The organism is Delftia sp. CH05 (assembly GCF_009827015.1).
Taxonomy (GTDB): domain Bacteria; phylum Pseudomonadota; class Gammaproteobacteria; order Burkholderiales; family Burkholderiaceae_C; genus Comamonas; species Comamonas tsuruhatensis.
Map to the genome: position 1 here is coordinate 58,309 of NZ_WUMG01000028.1, position 17,045 is coordinate 75,353.

General features: G+C 68.4%; 16 protein-coding genes. 10 read left to right on the plus strand and 6 right to left on the minus strand.

Features of this window, described 5'->3' with window-relative positions:
* Positions 1 to 16 precede the first annotated feature (16 nt).
* The 7 genes from GRX31_RS19970 (at position 17) to GRX31_RS20000 (ending at position 6,648) form a co-directional block, all read left to right on the plus strand.
* Positions 17 to 937, plus strand: a complete 921-nt coding sequence (locus tag GRX31_RS19970) for a substrate-binding domain-containing protein (protein WP_160854401.1) — start codon at positions 17 to 19, stop codon at positions 935 to 937.
* Between the two features lie 20 nt (positions 938 to 957).
* Positions 958 to 2,514 (plus strand): sugar ABC transporter ATP-binding protein, encoded by a 1,557-nt coding sequence (locus GRX31_RS19975; protein ID WP_160854403.1) that lies wholly within the window; start codon positions 958 to 960, stop codon positions 2,512 to 2,514.
* Positions 2,511 to 3,557: an ABC transporter permease gene (locus GRX31_RS19980; protein WP_160854405.1), complete on the plus strand. Its 1,047-nt coding sequence runs from the start codon at positions 2,511 to 2,513 to the stop codon at positions 3,555 to 3,557. Before GRX31_RS19975 ends, GRX31_RS19980 begins: the two co-directional genes overlap by 4 nt.
* 60 nt (positions 3,558 to 3,617) lie before the next feature.
* On the plus strand, positions 3,618 to 4,586 hold the full coding sequence (locus GRX31_RS19985) for a tagatose kinase (RefSeq protein WP_160854407.1): 969 nt from the start codon (positions 3,618 to 3,620) through the stop codon (positions 4,584 to 4,586).
* Between the two features lie 4 nt (positions 4,587 to 4,590).
* The gene (locus GRX31_RS19990; RefSeq protein ID WP_160854409.1) at positions 4,591 to 5,907 is read left to right on the plus strand and encodes a D-tagatose-bisphosphate aldolase, class II, non-catalytic subunit; all 1,317 of its coding nucleotides are present in this window, start codon (positions 4,591 to 4,593) and stop codon (positions 5,905 to 5,907) included.
* Between the two features lie 96 nt (positions 5,908 to 6,003).
* On the plus strand, positions 6,004 to 6,234 hold the full coding sequence (locus GRX31_RS19995) for a CopG family transcriptional regulator (protein ID WP_160854411.1): 231 nt from the start codon (positions 6,004 to 6,006) through the stop codon (positions 6,232 to 6,234).
* Positions 6,235 to 6,243: 9 nt separating this feature from the next.
* Positions 6,244 to 6,648, plus strand: coding sequence for a PIN domain-containing protein (locus GRX31_RS20000; RefSeq protein WP_160854413.1), 405 nt, complete (start codon positions 6,244 to 6,246; stop codon positions 6,646 to 6,648).
* A gap of 18 nt (positions 6,649 to 6,666) precedes the next feature.
* On the opposite strand, the gene GRX31_RS20005 is transcribed toward GRX31_RS20000, so the two are convergent.
* On the minus strand, positions 6,667 to 7,584 hold the full coding sequence (locus tag GRX31_RS20005; RefSeq protein ID WP_160854415.1) for a LysR family transcriptional regulator: 918 nt from the start codon (positions 7,582 to 7,584) through the stop codon (positions 6,667 to 6,669).
* A gap of 118 nt (positions 7,585 to 7,702) precedes the next feature.
* Between GRX31_RS20005 and GRX31_RS20010 the strand changes: the two genes are divergently transcribed.
* Entirely contained in the window at positions 7,703 to 8,746 is a 1,044-nt protein-coding gene (locus GRX31_RS20010; protein ID WP_017404669.1) for a bile acid:sodium symporter family protein, read from the plus strand.
* A 59-nt stretch (positions 8,747 to 8,805) separates the two neighbouring features.
* Here the strand turns inward: GRX31_RS20010 and GRX31_RS20015 are convergent, their stop codons facing one another.
* The 5 genes from GRX31_RS20015 to GRX31_RS20035 all read right to left on the minus strand — a co-directional run bounded on the left by GRX31_RS20015 (position 8,806) and on the right by GRX31_RS20035 (position 13,042).
* Positions 8,806 to 9,906 carry a DUF6817 domain-containing protein gene (locus GRX31_RS20015; protein ID WP_160854417.1) on the minus strand — a complete coding sequence of 367 codons (1,101 nt, stop codon included), beginning with the start codon at positions 9,904 to 9,906 and terminating at the stop codon, positions 8,806 to 8,808.
* Positions 9,903 to 10,433 carry a cupin domain-containing protein gene (locus tag GRX31_RS20020; RefSeq protein ID WP_017404667.1) on the minus strand — a complete coding sequence of 177 codons (531 nt, stop codon included), beginning with the start codon at positions 10,431 to 10,433 and terminating at the stop codon, positions 9,903 to 9,905. Before GRX31_RS20020 ends, GRX31_RS20015 begins: the two co-directional genes overlap by 4 nt.
* A gap of 4 nt (positions 10,434 to 10,437) precedes the next feature.
* Complete coding sequence (locus GRX31_RS20025) at positions 10,438 to 11,247, minus strand: MetQ/NlpA family ABC transporter substrate-binding protein (RefSeq protein WP_160854419.1); 810 nt, start codon at positions 11,245 to 11,247, stop codon at positions 10,438 to 10,440.
* Between the two features lie 79 nt (positions 11,248 to 11,326).
* Positions 11,327 to 11,992 carry a methionine ABC transporter permease gene (locus GRX31_RS20030; RefSeq protein WP_012205011.1) on the minus strand — a complete coding sequence of 222 codons (666 nt, stop codon included), beginning with the start codon at positions 11,990 to 11,992 and terminating at the stop codon, positions 11,327 to 11,329.
* Between the two features lie 3 nt (positions 11,993 to 11,995).
* The gene (locus GRX31_RS20035) at positions 11,996 to 13,042 is read right to left on the minus strand and encodes a methionine ABC transporter ATP-binding protein (RefSeq protein ID WP_047217318.1); all 1,047 of its coding nucleotides are present in this window, start codon (positions 13,040 to 13,042) and stop codon (positions 11,996 to 11,998) included.
* A gap of 433 nt (positions 13,043 to 13,475) precedes the next feature.
* Here GRX31_RS20035 and GRX31_RS20040 point away from each other — a divergent pair, with 433 nt between their 5' ends.
* Both GRX31_RS20040 and GRX31_RS20045 read left to right on the plus strand, forming a co-directional pair.
* Positions 13,476 to 16,397 carry a xanthine dehydrogenase family protein molybdopterin-binding subunit gene (locus GRX31_RS20040; RefSeq protein WP_160854421.1) on the plus strand — a complete coding sequence of 974 codons (2,922 nt, stop codon included), beginning with the start codon at positions 13,476 to 13,478 and terminating at the stop codon, positions 16,395 to 16,397.
* Positions 16,394 to 16,999 carry a (2Fe-2S)-binding protein gene (locus tag GRX31_RS20045; protein ID WP_160854423.1) on the plus strand — a complete coding sequence of 202 codons (606 nt, stop codon included), beginning with the start codon at positions 16,394 to 16,396 and terminating at the stop codon, positions 16,997 to 16,999. The genes GRX31_RS20040 and GRX31_RS20045 overlap by 4 nt, the downstream gene beginning before the upstream one ends.
* Positions 17,000 to 17,045 lie beyond the last annotated feature (46 nt).

Genomic DNA, 17,045 nt, shown 5'->3' on the forward strand with positions numbered 1-17,045 from the left:
AGGGAGGGAGACCGCCATGGACCGCAACACGTTTCTCCAGCGCATGCTGGCCGGCGCATTCACATTCGGCCTGCCGGCCAGCCCGGCGCTTGCACAGCCGGGCCCCGGCCCCGCGCGCACCATCGGTGTGTCCCTGCTCACGCAGCAGCACCCGTTCTACCTGGAGCTGGCCCAGGCCATGCAGCAGGAAGCCGCGCGGCAGGGGCTGAAGCTGGACCTGAGCATTGCCAACCAGGACCTGGGCAAGCAGATCTCCGATGTGGAGGACTTCGTCAGCAAGAAGGTCGATGCCATCATCCTGTCGCCCGTGGATTCACGCGGCGTCAAGGCCGCCGTGCTCAAGGCCGCCGCCGCCCGCATACCCGTGATCACCGTGGACATTGCGGCCAGCGGGGTGGAAGTGGCCTCGCACGTGGCCACCGACAACCGCGCCGGCGGCGTGCTCGCCGGCCAGCTCATGGCCCGCGCCACGGGTGGCAAGGGCCAGATCGGGGTGCTGCACTACCCGTCCATACAGTCCGTGGTCGATCGCGTGGAGGGCTTCAAGTCGGCCATCGCGGCCTTCCCCGGCATGAAGATCGTCTCGGTACAACCCGGCATCACACGCGCCGAGGCCCTGTCCGCATCGCAGAACATGCTGCAGGCCCACCCCGACCTGGCAGGCATCTTCGGTTTTGGCGACGATGCGGCCCTGGCCGCGCTGGCCAGCGTCAAGGCCGCCAGAAAGCTGGAGCAGGTGAAGATCGTGGGCTTTGACGGCATGGCCGAGGCCCGCGCAGCCGTGGACCGCGAACCGGCCTTCGTGGGCGTGATCCGCCAGTACCCCGACCAGCTGGGACTGCAATCCGTGGCCCTTGCCGCGCAATTGCTGTCGGGCAAGCCGGTGGAAAAACTCCACCCCGTGCTGCCCGGCGTGTACACGGCTGCCGCCAGGTAAATGGACCTGCGGAGCCCGCCATGCCAGGCCCCACTGCACACGGCCGCCCAGGCCGTGCCATGCTCGACGCCGTTGCGCCGCCCCCCATGCTCGAGGCCCGGGCACTGGCCAAATCCTTTGGCGCCGTGCAGGCACTCAAAGGCGTTTCCTTCCGCCTGCGCGCAGGCACGGTGCACACGCTGCTGGGAGAGAACGGGGCCGGCAAATCCACCCTGCTCAAGATCCTGGCCAGCGTACACCGGCCCGATGGCGGACAGCTGCTGGTGGCCGGCGCCCAGGCCCGGCTCGGCAGCCCCGGCGATGCGCAGCGCCACGGCATCGCCATCGTTCACCAGGAGCTGAGCCTGGCGCCCAACCTCAGCGTGGCGGACAACCTGTTTGCCGCGCGGCTCCCGCAGCGGGCCGGCTGCGTGGACCGCCGCGCACTGCGCCGCGACGCCGCCGCGCTGCTGGCCCGCCTGGGCATGGACCTGGACCCCAACGCGCAGGTGGCCGAACTGTCCCTGGCCCAGCGCCAGCTGGTGGAGATCGCCAAGGCGCTGTGCCAGCCCTCGCGCATCGTCATCATGGACGAGCCCACCTCCTCGCTCAGTGACAGCGAGGCGCAGATTCTCTTCACCCTCATCGCCCGCCTCAAGGCCGAGGGGCGCGCCATCATCTATGTCTCGCACCGCATGGACGAGATCATGCGTATCTCCGACGAGATCACCGTCATGCGCGATGGCAGCTCCATCTGCACCCTGGCGCGGGACGAAACCGACATCGGGGCGCTGATCGCGCTCATGGTGGGGCGCCAGATGCAGGACATCTATCCGCCGCGCGGCCCCGCCCCTGACCGCAGCACGCGCGCCCTGCTCCAGGTGCGCGGCCTGGGCCTGGCCGGGCGCTTCGAAGGCATTGACTTCGAGGTCCACGCGGGCGAGATCGTGGGATTTTTTGGTCTGGTCGGCTCGGGCCGGTCCGATGTCATGGATGCGCTGTTCGGCATGCACCGCTGCACGGGCAGCATCCTCATGCACGGCCGGCCGCTGCGCCTGCGCTCGCCGGCCGACGCCATTGGCCAGGGCATGGCCTTCGTGACCGAGAACCGCAAGGAGCAAGGCCTGGTGCTGGACCAGTCCGTGCAGCACAACATCTGCATGGTGCAGGTGCACAGCGGGCGCGGCGGCGCACTGCTCACCGACGAGGCCGCCGAGCAATCGCTGGCCCTCGCCTGCGTGCAGCGGCTGAAGATACGCGTTGCCGGCCTGCACCAGCCCGTGCGCCAGCTGTCGGGCGGCAACCAGCAAAAGATCGTGTTCGCCAAATGGCTGGCCATGCGCCCCCGGCTGCTGGTGCTGGACGAGCCCACGCGCGGCATCGACGTGGGCGCGAAGTTCGAGATCTATGCCCTGATCCGCGAGCTGGCAGCAGCCGGCACGGCCGTCATCCTGGTGTCGTCGGAACTGCCCGAGGCACTGGCCATGAGCGACCGGCTGCTGGTCATGCGCAACAAGCGCCTCGTCCAGAGCCTGGACACCCTCCATCTGCGCCAGGAGACCGTGATGGCGCACGCCACCGGAGCAGGACTGCCATGACCCCTTCCGAACTGAGCATCACCGCGTCTGGCTCCTCCAAAGCCTCCGACGCTGCCGACGCCGCCGAAGGCATCCCGGACAGTCAGGAAACAAGGCGAGACGGCTTGCGAGCTGGCTGGCGATCGCTGCGGCGCCACGCCGGCACCCTCATGGGCCTGGCCGCCCTGGTGCTGCTGTTCTCCCTACTGTCGCCGGCCTTTCTGACGGGCGGCAACCTGCGCAACGTGCTGCTGCAGGTGTCCATCATCGCCATCGTGGCCTTCGGCATGACCTATGTGCTGCTGCTGGGCGAGATCGACCTCTCGGTGGGATCGGTGGTCGCCCTGGCAGGCAGCGTGGCCGGCCTGATGCTGGGCCAGGGCCTGGCGCCCGCCCTGGTGCTGCCCGCCGTGCTGCTGTGCGGCCTGCTGCTGGGCGCGCTCAACGGCTCGCTGTCGGCGCTGCTGCATCTGCCGTCCTTCATCGTGACGGTGGCGACCATGGGCATCTTCCGGGGTCTGGCCTATATCGTCTCGGGCGGCATGCCGGCGCCGGTGGACAACGAGGCCTTTCTGTGGATCGGCAACGGCGAATGGCTGGGCATGCCCGTGCCCATCTGGATCCTGGCCGCACTGCTGGCCGCCAACCACTTCGTGCTGGCCCGCACCGTCTTTGGCCGCAAGACCTATCTGGCAGGCGGCAATGCCGAGGCGGCCACCTATGCGGGCATACGGGTGGGGCGGCTCAAGATCGCCATCTTCATGCTGTCGGGGCTGATGGCGGCCGTGGGCGGCCTGCTGCTCACCTCCCGCCTGTACTCGGCCCAGCCCAACGCGGCCATGGGCTGGGAGCTGGACGCCATTGCCGCCGCCGTGCTGGGCGGCACGCGCCTGGCCGGAGGCCACGGCAGCGTTGCGGGCACCTTGATAGGGGCGCTGATGATCGGCGTCATCAACAACGGCATGAACCTGATGAGCGTGCCCTACTTCTATCAGCTCATCGTCAAGGGCAGCGTGATTCTGGTGGCCGTGTGCATCGATGTGCACAGCAGGCGCAGGCGCTGACGCATGGGCCGGCGGTGCAGCGAACGGCGCACGGGGTTTGATTCCAAAGGGAGGGAGAGCATGCAATCCATCATGACCATGGGCGAGATCCTCGTCGAAATCATGGCCGAGCGAAAAGGCCAGAGCTTTCGCGCGCCGGGGCCGCTGGCCGGGCCCTATGCCAGCGGGGCGCCCGCCATCTTCATCGACCAGGTGGCCCGGCTGGGGCATCCGGCCGCCATCATCGGCTGCGTGGGCGATGATGATTTTGGCTGGCTCAACATCGACCGCCTGCGCCGCGACGGCGTGGACACCAGCGCCATCGCCGTGTGCAAGGGCGCCGTCACGGGCAGCGCCTTCGTAACCTACCGCGACAGCGGCGAGCGCGACTTCATCTTCAACATCACCAACAGCGCCTCGGCACAGCTGCAGCCCGAGCAGGTCAACCAGGCCGTGCTCAAGGACTGCGCGCATTTCCATGTCATGGGCTCGTCGCTGTTCTCGTTTCGCATCATCGATGCCATGAAGAAGGCCATCGAGATCGTCAAGGCCCAGGGCGGCACCGTGTCCTTCGACCCGAACGTGCGCAAGGAGATGCTGCGCATCCCCGAAATGCGCGAAGCCCTGGCCTACATCCTGGAGTTCACTGACATCTTCCTGCCCAGCGGCCACGAGGTCACCCAGCTGGCCCGCTCGGCCGACGAGGCCGGTGCCATCGCCGAGATCTTTGCGCGCGGCGTGCGCGAAATCGTGGTCAAGCGCGGCGCCGGAGGCTGCAGCTACTTCAGTGCCGACGAGCTCATCGACCTCGACGCCCTCCCCGTGGACGTGGCCGACCCCACGGGCGCGGGCGACTGCTTCGGCGCCACCTTCATCACCTGCCGGCGCCTGGGCAAGACCGCGCTGCAATCGCTGCGCTACGCCAATGCGGCCGGCGCGCTGGCCGTCTCCAGCACGGGGCCGATGGAGGGCACATCCGGCTTTGCGGGGCTCGACGCGCTGCTGGCACAGCAGCCGCAGCACCTGCGGCATGCGGTGATGGAGGGCTGAAACCATGCTCACCCACCTCACCCGTCTGGCACAGTCACGCCGCGGGCAGGCGCCAGCAGCCGCTGGCGGCGCGAACGGCGCACTCGGCATCTACTCCATCTGCTCGGCCCATCCCCTGGTCATCGAGGCGGCCATGCACCAGGCGCTGGACGACGGCACGCCGCTACTCGTGGAGGCCACCGCCAACCAGGTCAACCAGTTCGGCGACTACACCGGCATGCAGCCCGCCGACTTTCGCCGTTTCGTGCTGGCCATTGCCGACCACTGCGGCCTGCCGCCAGACCGCGTGCTGCTGGGCGGCGACCACCTGGGCCCCACGGCGTGGACGCACCTGCCTGCCGCCGAGGCCATGGAACTGGCGCAGGACCTGGTGCACGCCTATGCGGCGGCCGGCTTCGTGAAGCTGCACCTGGACGCCAGCATGGCCTGCGCAGACGACCCCCAGGCGCTGGACGACGAAACCGTGGCCCGCCGCGCTGCCCTGCTCTGCCAGGCGGCCGAGCGCGGCAGCACCTGCCCGGCGCCCGGCCCCGTCTACGTGATCGGCACCGAAGTGCCCGTGCCCGGCGGCGCCGCGCATGCGCTGGAGCATGTGCAAGTCACTGCCCGCGCCGACGCCCAGCGCACGCTGCAGGTGCACCGCGACGTCTTCGCGCAGCAGGGGCTGAACGCTGTCTGGCCGCGCATCATCGCGCTGGTGGTGCAGCCGGGCGTGGAGTTCGATCACACGCGCGTGGTGGACTACGCGCCAGCCGGGGCAGCCGACCTCCGGCAGTTGCTGCGCCAGCATCCGCAACTGGTCTTCGAGGCCCACTCCACCGACTACCAGCGGCCCGAGGCCCTGCGCCAACTGGTGCAGGACGGCTTTGCCATCCTCAAGGTCGGGCCCGGCGCCACTTTTGCGCTGCGCGAGGCGCTGTTCGCGCTGGCCGCCATCGAGGAGCAGCTCGTGGACGCACCCCAGCGCTCCCACCTGCCTGCCGTGCTGGAGTCCGCCATGCTGGGCCGCCCCGCCAACTGGGAGCGCTACTACCGCGGCGAGCAGCCCGATCCCGGCGCCCAAAGGCTGCTGCGCATCTACAGCTACAGCGACCGCATCCGCTACTACTGGGCCGACCCCACGGTGAACGCCGCCGTGGCGCGGCTGCTGGACAACCTGTCCGCCTGCACCCTGCCCGAGAACATGCTCAGCCAGTTCCTCCCAGCCCAATACCAGGCCGTGCGCGCCGGGCGGCTGGCACCCTCGCCCCACGCACTGGTGCTGGACCGCGTGCGCGAGGCGATACGGCCGTATGCGGCAGCTTGTGGGGGTGTTGTGTGATGTGCCAGCCCCGTAGGGGAACTGGGTCTTGAACTGGGCAATTATGTTTGCACATATACTTTTTAAACCCGTTCCCCCGCTCAAGGAGTAGCTGCCATGTCGCAAATCACACTCTATTTGGACGACACCACCCAAGCTCTGGTGGAAGAGGCGGCCAGAGTCAATGGCATGTCCAAGAGCCGCTGGGTCGCCGAGATCATTCGCAAGTACGCAGCGCATGAATGGCCTCAGGATTGCATTGAGCTGGCAGGTCGCTTCGCCGATTTCCCTCTTGCGAACGAACATAACGCTCCAGTTGCCACCGATGTGCCTCGAGTCGGCTATTGACATGCGGCCATGCTGATCCTCGACAGCAACACCATCAGCTACTACTTTCGCGGAGACCCGCAGGTAGTGCCTCGCCTGCAGGCTTTGCGCCCCACCGACATCGGCGTACCGGCCATCGTGGAGTACGAGCTGCGTTATGGACTGCAACGCTTGCCACCAGCCGCCTCCGCGCCCCGTCTTGAGGCATTGGTGCAACTCCTGCGCCCCATGCAGTTGCTGGTATTCGACAGCGAATGCGCGACTCATGCCGCCCGCTTACGCGCAGCGCTGGAGGCCAAGGGCATGCCGATAGGACCGCACGACACCTTGATCGCAGCAACTGCATTGCGCCATAAGGCAGCGCTGGTCACCCGCAATATCCGGGAGTTTTCTCGTGTGCCCGACTTGCAGTGCCTGAACTGGCACATGGATTGATCCTCGCCCACCACAGCCTCACAGGCGCGCCGCTTCCGCCCTGATCAAATCCCACACGCTTTGCGCCACGGGCGACAGTTCGCGTTGGCGGCGGCGCACCAGCATGATGTCGCGCTGCACGCGCGGCAGCAGGGGGCGGCTGGCGAGGGCGTCGGGGGTGGGGGCGCCACTCGCGGGAGCTCGCCATGCCTGCGGCACGGCCAGTTCCGGCACCACGCTCAGGCCGAGGCCCGCCTGGAGCATGCAGAAGATGGTGGTGGTGTGGCCGACTTCCTGCACCACGGCGGCCTCGGCATCGTGGGCCTGCAGCGCGGCGTCGATCAGGCGGCGGCTGCCCGAGGCGTGGTCCAGCAGCACCAGCGGCTGGCCGGCCAGGTCGCTCCAGGCCACCTGGCGCTTGCGGGCCAGCCGGTGCGTGGCCGGGCAGACCAGGCAAAAGGGCTCGCTGAGTATGGTTTCGCAGTACAGGTCATCGCGGCCCTGCGGGTCGATGACCACGCCGAAGTCCACCTCGCCGCTGCGCACGCTTTGCAGCACATCGCTCTGGATGCGGTCCAGCAGCAGCAGCTCGATGCCCGGCGCCTGCTCGCGGCAGCGCGCAATGCAGCGCGGCATCAGATGCGCCGACAGCGTGGGGCTGCTGGCCACGCGCACCTTGCCCAGGCGCTGGGTGGCCAGGCCGCTGACTTCGAGCAGGCATTCATCCAGCGCGTCCAGCACGCGCGTGGCATGGCCCTGCAGCAGTCGGCCGGCGTCGGTCAGCTCCACCTCGCGCGTGGTGCGGTGCAAAAGCTGCACGCCCAGGGCCTGCTCCAGCTCGGTGACATTGCGGCTGACGGCGGGCTGGGTGAGCGCCATCAGCTCGCCGGCGCGGCTGAAGTTGCGGCTTTCCGCCACGGCCAGGAAGGCGCGCAGCTGGCGCAGGCTGATATTCATACGGAAAAATTATAAAACCATCAGATAAATCCATTTCTCTTTTCAATGGCCGTGGCGTCCAATCGGGGCCTTGCAGCCTGGCTGCACGAACCGATAGTTAGTTGGAGAGAGTTTTCCCATGGCACGCCCCCGCTTCGCCCCTGACAATTTCACGCTGATGCTGCTGTCCACCGTGGCACTGGCCAGCTTCCTGCCCGCCTCGGGCACCGTCTCGCAATGGCTGGAGGTGGCGACCACGCTCATGGTCAGCCTGCTGTTCTTCCTGCACGGCGCCAAGCTCTCGCGCGAGGCCATCTTTGCCGGCATAGGCCACTGGCGCCTGCACCTGACCATCTTCGCGGCCACCTTCGTGCTCTTTCCCCTGCTGGGCTGGGCGCTGCGCCCCGTGCTGGAGCCCCTGGTCACGCCCGAGATGTACATGGGCGTGCTCTTCCTGTGCACGCTGCCGGCCACGGTGCAATCGGCCATCGCCTTCACGGCCATGGCGCGCGGCAACATGCCCGCTGCCGTGTGCAGCGCATCGGCCTCCACGCTGATGGGCATCGTGATCACGCCCATCCTGGTCAGCATGCTGCTGCACAAGAGCGCCGAAGGGGGCGACGCGCTGCAGGCCATCGGCAAGATCGCGCTGCAGCTGCTGCTGCCCTTTGTGCTGGGCCATCTGCTGCGGCCCGTGATCGGCGGCTTCATCTCGCGCCATGCCAAGCGCGTGAAGTTCGTGGACCAGGGCTCCATCCTGCTGGTGGTGTACACGGCCTTCAGCGCCGCCGTCATCAGCGGCCTGTGGCAGCAGACGCCCCTGCCCGCGCTGCTGGGCCTGCTGCTGCTGTCGTCCATCCTGCTGGCCCTGGTGCTGGTCATCACGTCATGGACGGCGCGCCGCCTGGGCTTTTCCAAGGAGGACGAGATCACCCTGGTGTTCTGCGGCTCCAAGAAGAGCCTGGTCAGCGGCGTGCCCATGGCCAAGGTGCTGTTCGAGTCCAGCGCCGTGGGCGCCATCGTGCTGCCGCTGATGATCTTCCACCAGCTGCAGCTCATGGTCTGCGCCGTGCTGGCCCAGCGCTATGCACGCCGGCCCATGCACCCCGAGGCGATCGAGGATGGCGCCGTGCCCGCCAGCGCTGCGCCGGCCGCCAAGGCCGGAACGGCGCCGGCCAAATAAGGCGCGGGCGCGCTCCCATCACAAAAAAGCCTGGCTCTCGCGCCAGGCTTTTTTGCATCTCAGCCCTTCAGGGCCAGGTTGTTGAGCTTGTCCAGACGCTCGGGCCAGCTTCCCTGCTGCGCCGACTGCAGCAGGATGCGCGTCCAGGCGATCCAGGCGTCCCACTGCACGCGCTTGTCCCAGGCATTGCCCCAGCCGCTGAAGCACTGCAGCGCGCTGGTGGCTGCGCGCGCGGCGTCGTCGGCGCGGCCGGCAGACAGGTAGAGCTGGGCCAGCACCATCTGCGGCTCGCCCACCCAGGGGTTCAGGCGCACGGCGCTTTCCAGCACGGCCGTGGCGGCGTCCAGGTCCACCAGCGGCTGGTCCAGCTGGATCACCGACCAGTACAGCGACACGGCAGCGGCCTCGTCGCCAGGCGACAGCTGCCGGCTGCAATGGTCGAACACCGGCGGCAGCGGCAGCTGGGCGCGCAGCGCCGGGTGCTGCAGCGCACGGCCCAGGTCGCTGATCTGGCTGAGCATGCGGCTGGCAGGCCGCATGGGACCGGGCCACAGCGAGGCCGCCCAGTGCACGCTCTGCTGCCGCTGGTTCTGCACCTGCGGAAACTGCGAATAGATGTCTTCCTGCCAGCTGAACCACTGCTCCATGGCATCGGCCATGCTCACGATGGTGAAGGCCGCCACCTCATAGGCGCTCAGGCGCTGGCTGCGGCCGGCGGATTCCAGCGCCATGGAGCCGTCTTCGGCCAGGTCGCCGGCCAGGATCTTCTGCATGAACTGCGTGCGGCTCATGGTGCAGAACAGGTAGACCAGGTGCTCGGCGCCCTCGCCCACCAGTTCGCGCAGGCGGCCGCGCTCGCTGCCCGCGTCGAACTTGACCAGGTCCACGAAGGCGTTGCCGTAGACGCTGTGCAGCAGGCCCAGCAGGCGCACGTCGCGCGGCTGGCGCCACAGCGCCAGCGAACGGGCCACGCCCGCCAGGTGGTGGCGGAAGGTGCCGGCCTTGTGCCAGTCCTGGCCCACGCCGCGCGCCAGCACCACGGGCAGCACGGGGGCGAGGTCGGCATCCCTGCGCAGCCATTCCTCGTCGAGCAGGTCCTGGGCGCGCGTGAACAGCGCCTCGTCAAGTGTCTGGAACAGTGTCGGGACAGGCAGGCTCATGCAGGCACCTCCATGGCAGCGGCGGGCCGCTGGGTATATTGCGCCACCCAGCCCGCCGTGTCGGCGAACAGGCGCAGCGCCTTGATGCGCCGCGTGGCGGTCAGCGTGAAGCGGTGCTCCACGCCGGCCGGTATGCGCAGGTAGTCGCCGGGCTGCACGCGCAGCACGCGCTCTTGGCCGTGGGCATCAAAAAATCCGAACAGGCCTTCGCCTTCGAGGATGTAGCGCACCTCGTCATCGGCATGGGTGTGAGGCTTGTCGAAGCGCTCCAGCGCCTCGTCCAGGCCCGGCGTGCCTGGGTGCAGCACGACCAGGTCCATGCTGTGGTAGCCATGGGCCACGCATTCGTCGACCACCAGCATGCCCACGGCCTGGACCACGGTGGCCTTGCCGCCGTCGTCCAGCTGGGCCTGCGCCAGCAGCGCGGCCAGGCCGGGCTCGGGCGCCAGCGGGCGGTGCTGCCATTGCACGCCGATGGCGGCCACGAAGTCCGCGTCGGAAACCCGGTGGGATGCGAGGCTGCCCATGCTCTTACCAGGCCGCCGTGTAGGCGCCCTTGAACTGCGTGTCGATGAACTGGCGCACCTCGGGCGACTGATAGGCCTTGACGAAGGCCTGCAGGCCCGCGTCCTTTTCATGGCCGGCGCGCGTGGCGATCAGCACGGTCACGTACGGCGTGTCCGTGGCTTCCAGCGCCAGCGAATCCTTTTGCGGCGACAGGCCTGCGGCCACGGCGTAGCTGCTGTTGACGGCGGCAGCGTCCAGGTCGTCCAGCGAGCGCGCCAGCTGGGCGGCCTCCAGCTCGACGAACCTCAGCTTCTTCGGATTGGCCGTGATGCCCAGCACCGAGGCACGGGCGCCCGCGCCGGTCTTCAGTTCGATCAGCTTTTGCGCGGCCAGCACCATCAGCGCACGCGAGCCATTGGTGGGGTCGTTGGGGATGCCCACGCGCGCACCGCTCTTGAGGTCGGCCAGGCTTTTGATCTTCTTGGAGTACACGCCCATCTGCTGGTTGACCGCACGGGCCACGGGCACGAGCTTGTAGCCGCGGTCCTTGTTCTGGGCGTCCATGAAGGGCTGGTGCTGGTAGATGTTGGCATCCAGCTCGCCCTGCGACAGCGCCGCATTGGGCTGGATGAAGTCGCCGAACTCGACCAGCTTCACCTTCAGGCCGTTCTTCTCGGCCACTTTCCTGGCCACCTCGGCGATCTGGGCATGCGGGCCCGAGGTCACGCCGATGGTGACCGAGCCGTCGGCCGCATGGGCCGGCAGCGCGGCCATTCCCGCCAGGGGCAGGACGGCAGCCAGGGCCAGCGATTGAAGCAATGCGCGCTTTTTCATGGAATCCCTCTTTCAGACAATCTCGCGGCAGCTTGCCGCCCCGGCCACGCCAGCCGCACCGGCCGCCGGGGTGTGTGGATCAGCGGTGGCTCAACCTGCGCACCGCCCAGTCGCCCAGGCTCTGGATGGCCTGCACGAAGAAGATCAGGATGATGACCACGGCCAGCATCACGTCGGGCAAAAAGCGCTGGTAGCCGTAGCGGATGCCCAGGTCGCCCAGGCCGCCGCCGCCAATGGCGCCGGCCATGGCCGAGTAGCCGGTCAGGCTCACGAAGCTGATGGTCAGGCCCGCCACGATGCCGGGCAGCGCCTCGGGCAGCAGGATCTTCCAGACGATCTGGCCCGTGGTGGCGCCCATGGACTGGGCCGCTTCCACCAGGCCGTTGTCCACCTCGCGCAGCGCGGTCTCCACCAGGCGCGCCACGAAGGGGGCTGCCGCAATGGTCAGCGGCACCACGGCCGCCCAGGTGCCGATGGACGAGCCCGTGATCAGACGCGTCAGCGGGATGATGGCCACCAGCAGGATGATGAAGGGCGTGGAGCGCAGCGCATTGACGATCCAGCCCACGATCTTGTTGGCCGGGCCGTTCTGCAGCACGCCGCCGTGGTCGGTCAGGCGCAGGAACACACCCAGGGGAATGCCGATCAGGCCGCCCACCAGGCCCGAGACGCCGACCATGATGATGGTCTCCCACAGCGAGCTGACGAACAGCTCCAGCATCATTTCCGAAAAATTCTCAAACATCGCTCAATCCTTGGTGGAAACGATCTGCACCTGCACGCCGGTGGCGCGCAGATGGTCCACGGCGGCATCGATCTTTGCCGCGTCGCCGCTGGCGAAGACGGCCAGCGAGCCGAAGGTCTGCTCCTGGATCTCGTCGATCTGGCCATGCAGGATGGACAGGTCCAGCCCCAGCTCGCGGATCAGGTGCGACAGGATGGGCTGGTAGGCGCTCTCGCCCGCATACGACAGGCGCAGCAGCCGGCCTTGCTGGCCCGGCGCCAGCTGGGCGGCCAGCGCATTCACGCGCACGGCCACCGACTCGGGCAGTTGCTGGGGCACGATCTCGTCGATCAGGCTGCGCGTGATGGCCTGCTGCGGGCGCGTGAACACGTCGATCACGGGGCCCAGCTCGGCAATCTCGCCGCCGTCGATCACGGCCACGCGGTCGGCGATCTGCTTGATCACCTGCATCTGGTGCGTGATCAGCACCACGGTCAGGCCCAGCTCGCGGTTGACCTTGCGCAGCAGGTCCAGGATGGAACGCGTGGTCTCGGGGTCCAGGGCCGAGGTGGCTTCGTCCGACAGCAGCACCTTGGGGTGGCTGGCCAGCGCGCGCGCAATGCCCACGCGCTGCTTTTGCCCGCCCGATATCTGCGCCGGATAGCGGTCGCGCAGCGCGCTCAGGCCCACCAGGTCCAGCAGCGGGTCCACGCGCTTCTTGATGTCGTCCGCCGACATGCCCGCCAGCTCCAGCGGCAGCGCGGCGTTGTCGAACACCGTGCGCGAGGACAGCAGGTTGAAATGCTGGAACACCATGCCGATGTCGCGGCGCGCCGTGCGCAGCTCGGCATCGCTGAGCTGCATCAGGTCACGGCCGCCCACCAGCACCTGGCCGGAGGTCGGGCGGTTGAGCAGGTTCAGGCAGCGCACCAGCGAGCTTTTGCCCGCGCCGCTGCGGCCGATGATGCCGAACACCTCGCCCGACTCGATCTGCAGGTTGATGCCCCGCAAGGCATGGACGGGCCCGGTGGGGCCCTTGTAGGTCAGGGAAAGATCCCGAATCTCGATCATGAAAAAACGCCGCGGCGCAGGACGGCCTGGGGACGCCGCTGCGCATTGTTGGGAAGTGGGAGCAAATATAGGTTGCGCGTATAAAAACGCAAACTATAAAAAAATTAAGTAATAAGAAGCTCCGGTTATGCCCGGGACTTCACTACTTTCTGCACAACCCTCAACTATGCCTGAATGTGGACACGCCCTGGCCCTGCCGGGCTATGCGCGGCGCCACGGAGCACCGCGGCAAGGCCCTTCTTGCGGCGGCGTCTGATTGACAGTGCGGCCGGCACGCTGCCGTCGCGGCCTGGCGGCCCTGGCCCGCTCCTGCTTTTGACGATGGCAGGCACCCGCCGCTGCCGCCGCGCTGACGCCAGAAGCAGCCTTTGCTGACAGGCCGCGCGGCATGCGCCCTCCTACAGTGGGCTCAACCCCACAGGAGAAGAGCGCCATGCGCCCAGAACAACACTCCGGCGCCGGCAGCCAGGCCGGCGCGGCTCCCTTGTCGCGGCGCGGCTTTCTGCAGGCCGCCAGCATCGCAGGCGTCAGCGTCTGGGTGGCGCCGCTGGCCAGCCAGGCCTATGCAGCCCTCTTTGAAGACCGCGTCCTGGGCAGCGTGGCCCGCGAGCCGGCCACGCAGCTGCCGCGCATGCGGCTCGATGGCCGCTCCAAGGTCATGGGCGCCAAGGTCTTCGCCCGCGATATCCGCGCACGCGACATGCCGCACTGGCCCCAGCAGCAATCCCATGCCTTCATCGTGCGCACCACGCTGGCCGACCGGCTGTTCGACGGCATGGACCTTTCCGCACTGGACGGCGAGCTGGCGCCCGACCGCGTGGTCACCGCCGAAGACCTGGCGCGCGACGGCCTGGCCTTTCCCGAGTTCTATGGCGAGGACATGCTGCTACCCGCAGGCAACACCCCCGCCTACCTGGGCCAGGCCGTGGCCATCCTCATCTACCACGACTTCGCGCGCTTTCGCTTTGCCAAGGAAAGGCTGCAGGCCACGGCCGGCGTCATCCGCTACGGCCGCATCACGGGCGCGCTGGACCGTCCACCCTGGGGCGTGTTCCGCTATGTGCGCCAGGGCGGCGCCACGGCCTTTGACGAAGACGTGTTCTCCAGCCTGCGCGATGCCCCGCTGTTCCCCGCCGAACGCAAGCCGCTGGTCTGGCCGCAGATCTCCAAGGCCGACGCGGTCACGGCACGCGGCCTGCGCGCGGCCGAGCAGATCGCCCAGGAGCTGGCCACGCCGCCCGCCGACTGGCTGGTGCTGCAGCGCCACTACGCCACGCAATCGGTGGACACGGCCGCGCTGGAGCCCGACAACGCCAACTGCTGGTATGACGCGGCCACGCAAAGCCTGCACATGGTGCTGGCCACGCAGTCGCCGCACGAGGTGGCCGAATGGGCTGCGCAGATGGTGCAGGCCAGCAGGTTCCCGCTCAAGCGCCTTTTCGTGCACCCGTGCTACACGGTGGGCTACGGCTCCAAGGACCACGCGCCCATGCCCTACTACGGCCTGGTCTGCGCGCTGTATGCGGACGGCAAGCCCGTGCGCCTGGCCAATGACCGGTTCGAGCAGTTCCAGTCCTCGCTCAAGCGCCATGCCTTCGAGATCGACTACACCATGGCCATCGACAGGAAGACCGGCCTCTTCCAGAGCCTGGTGGCCAACATGACGGCCAATGGCGGCGGCCGGGCCAACTTCTCGCCCTCGGTCGCCATGGTCGGCGGCACGGCGGCGCAGTCCATCTACTACTTTCCCAAGAACGACATCACCGCCGTGGCCCTGGCCAGCCGCGCGCTGGACGCGGGCTCGGCACGCGGCTACGGCACGCTGCAGAGCATGGCGGCCACCGAAATGATGGTGGACGAAATCGCCGAACTGCTGCAGATCGACCCCATCGAGCTGCGCCTGCGCAACGTGCTGACCTCGGGCGCCAAGAACACCCAGGGCGCCATTGCCGCTGGCGCCCTGCGCGCCGACGAGGTGCTGGAGCGCGCCCGCCGTCACCCGCTGTGGACCGAGCGCGCCAAGCGCAAGACCGCCTACGAGGCCAGCCACCCGGGCCAGCGCTACGGCGTGGGCTTTGCCTGCGTGCAAAAGGACTTCGGCACGGGCGGCGAGGCGGCCTTCGCCCGCATCGAGATATCGCCCCAGGGCCGCGTGCTGCTGCACCACTCGGGCACCGAGATCGGCACGGGCATGGGCACCTCGCAGGCCCAGCTGTGCGTTCAATGGTTCGGCAAGCCCGCCGACGAGCTGCAGACCGCCTGCCTGGACTGGCCGGAGCTGCCGCTCAAGGCCGAGGGCGACAACTACACCATGCCCCAGGCCGACCAGGACCGCTTCGCCACCCGGCCGCTGTGGACGCCGGTCTACGCCTCGCCGGCCAGCGCCAGCAACTCGGCCTACTACTACAGCCACGCCACCAGCGAGACGGCGCGCGTGGTCTTCGAGCACGGCCTGTGGCCGGCCGCCGTCGCCATCTGGAGCCAGGGCACGGGCGGCGGCCAGAAGGCGCCCTACGTGGTGCGCCGCGAGGATGCGCGCTGGGTCAACGGCATGCTCACGGCCAACGGCATGCAGCCGCTGTCCCTGCAGGCCCTGGCCCAGAAGGCCCATGCCATGCAGCTGGTCACGGGCGCCGTGGGCCATACCTTCAACCGCTGGCAATGGGCCGAGGCCGACTTCGACATCCTGGGCACCAGCGCGCGCCGGCCGCTGGACGCGCTGGCCGTGCGCCTGGGCAGCGCGCCCGATGCTGCCGCAGTCACGCCGGCCCCTGACACCAGCGACACGCCGCAGGCGGCCACGCCCGTCGAGGCCTCTGTCACCGCGCGGCGCAGCGCCGCCGGCTACCGCATGATTGCGCGGCGCAACCTGTTCTATCCGCCCATGCAGCGCAACAACGCGGGCGTCACCTACTACAGCGCCAATGCGGCCCTGGTCGAGTTGGCGGTGGACACGGGCACGGGCGCGGTCGAGCTGCTGGCCCACCACTCCATCATGGAATGCGGGCGGCCCATCGTGCCCGAGCTGGTGCACGGCCAGCTCGAAGGCGGCATCGCCATGGGCATAGGCCATGCGCTGTACGAAACCATGCCGCTGTACGAGGGCGGCCCCGGCGACGGCAACTGGAACTTCCACCGCTACCACCTGCCGCGCGGCAGCGAGGTGGCGGTCTGGAAGCAGACGGCCGAGCTGCTGCCCCCGCTGTCCGACACCGATCCACCCAAGGGCATTGCCGAGGTGGTGATGATTCCCATCGTCGCCGCCATCGTCAACGGACTGCACCACGCCATAGGCAAGCGCTTCCACGACCTGCCCGTGACCCCGCAAAAGATCAGGGAGGCACTCGCACCATGAGCCTTGTCCCGCGCCCCTTGTCGCTGACCGTCAACGGCCAGACCGTTGGCCCCATGGACGTGCCCGAAGGCATGCCCATGATCGACTTCCTGCATGAATACCTGAACCTCACCGGCTCGCGCCTGGGCTGCGGCATCGGTGAATGCCGGGCCTGCACCATCATCGTGGACGGTCCCGAGGGCAGCCGCGAGATGCGCACCTGCATCACCGGCGCCCACTACTTCCAGGGCCGCAAGGTCCGCACCATCGAAGGCATTGCCGACCCGGCCGGCGCGGATACCGCGCCCCCATCAGCCCCGGCCGCCTCGGGCGCCTCGGGTACCTCGGGCCAGCCGCGCAAGGTCATCGCCATCAGCCCCGTGCAACAAAAGTACCTGGAGCATTTCAGCTTCCAGTGCGGCTACTGCACGCCGGGCTTCGTCATCGCGGCCACGGTGCTGGTCGAGCGCCTGGCCAAGGCGCCCATCCGCGCGGCCGATGTGGAACAGGTCGTGGGCGAGGCGCTGCAGCCCCACCTGTGCCGCTGCACCGGCTATGTGCGCTACTACGCGGCCGTGAAGGACCTGATCCTGAACACGCCCGGGCTGACCTTGAAAGGATGAGCGCCATGTCCGCCGCCGACCCCAGCGCAGCCGCCCCCACCGGTGC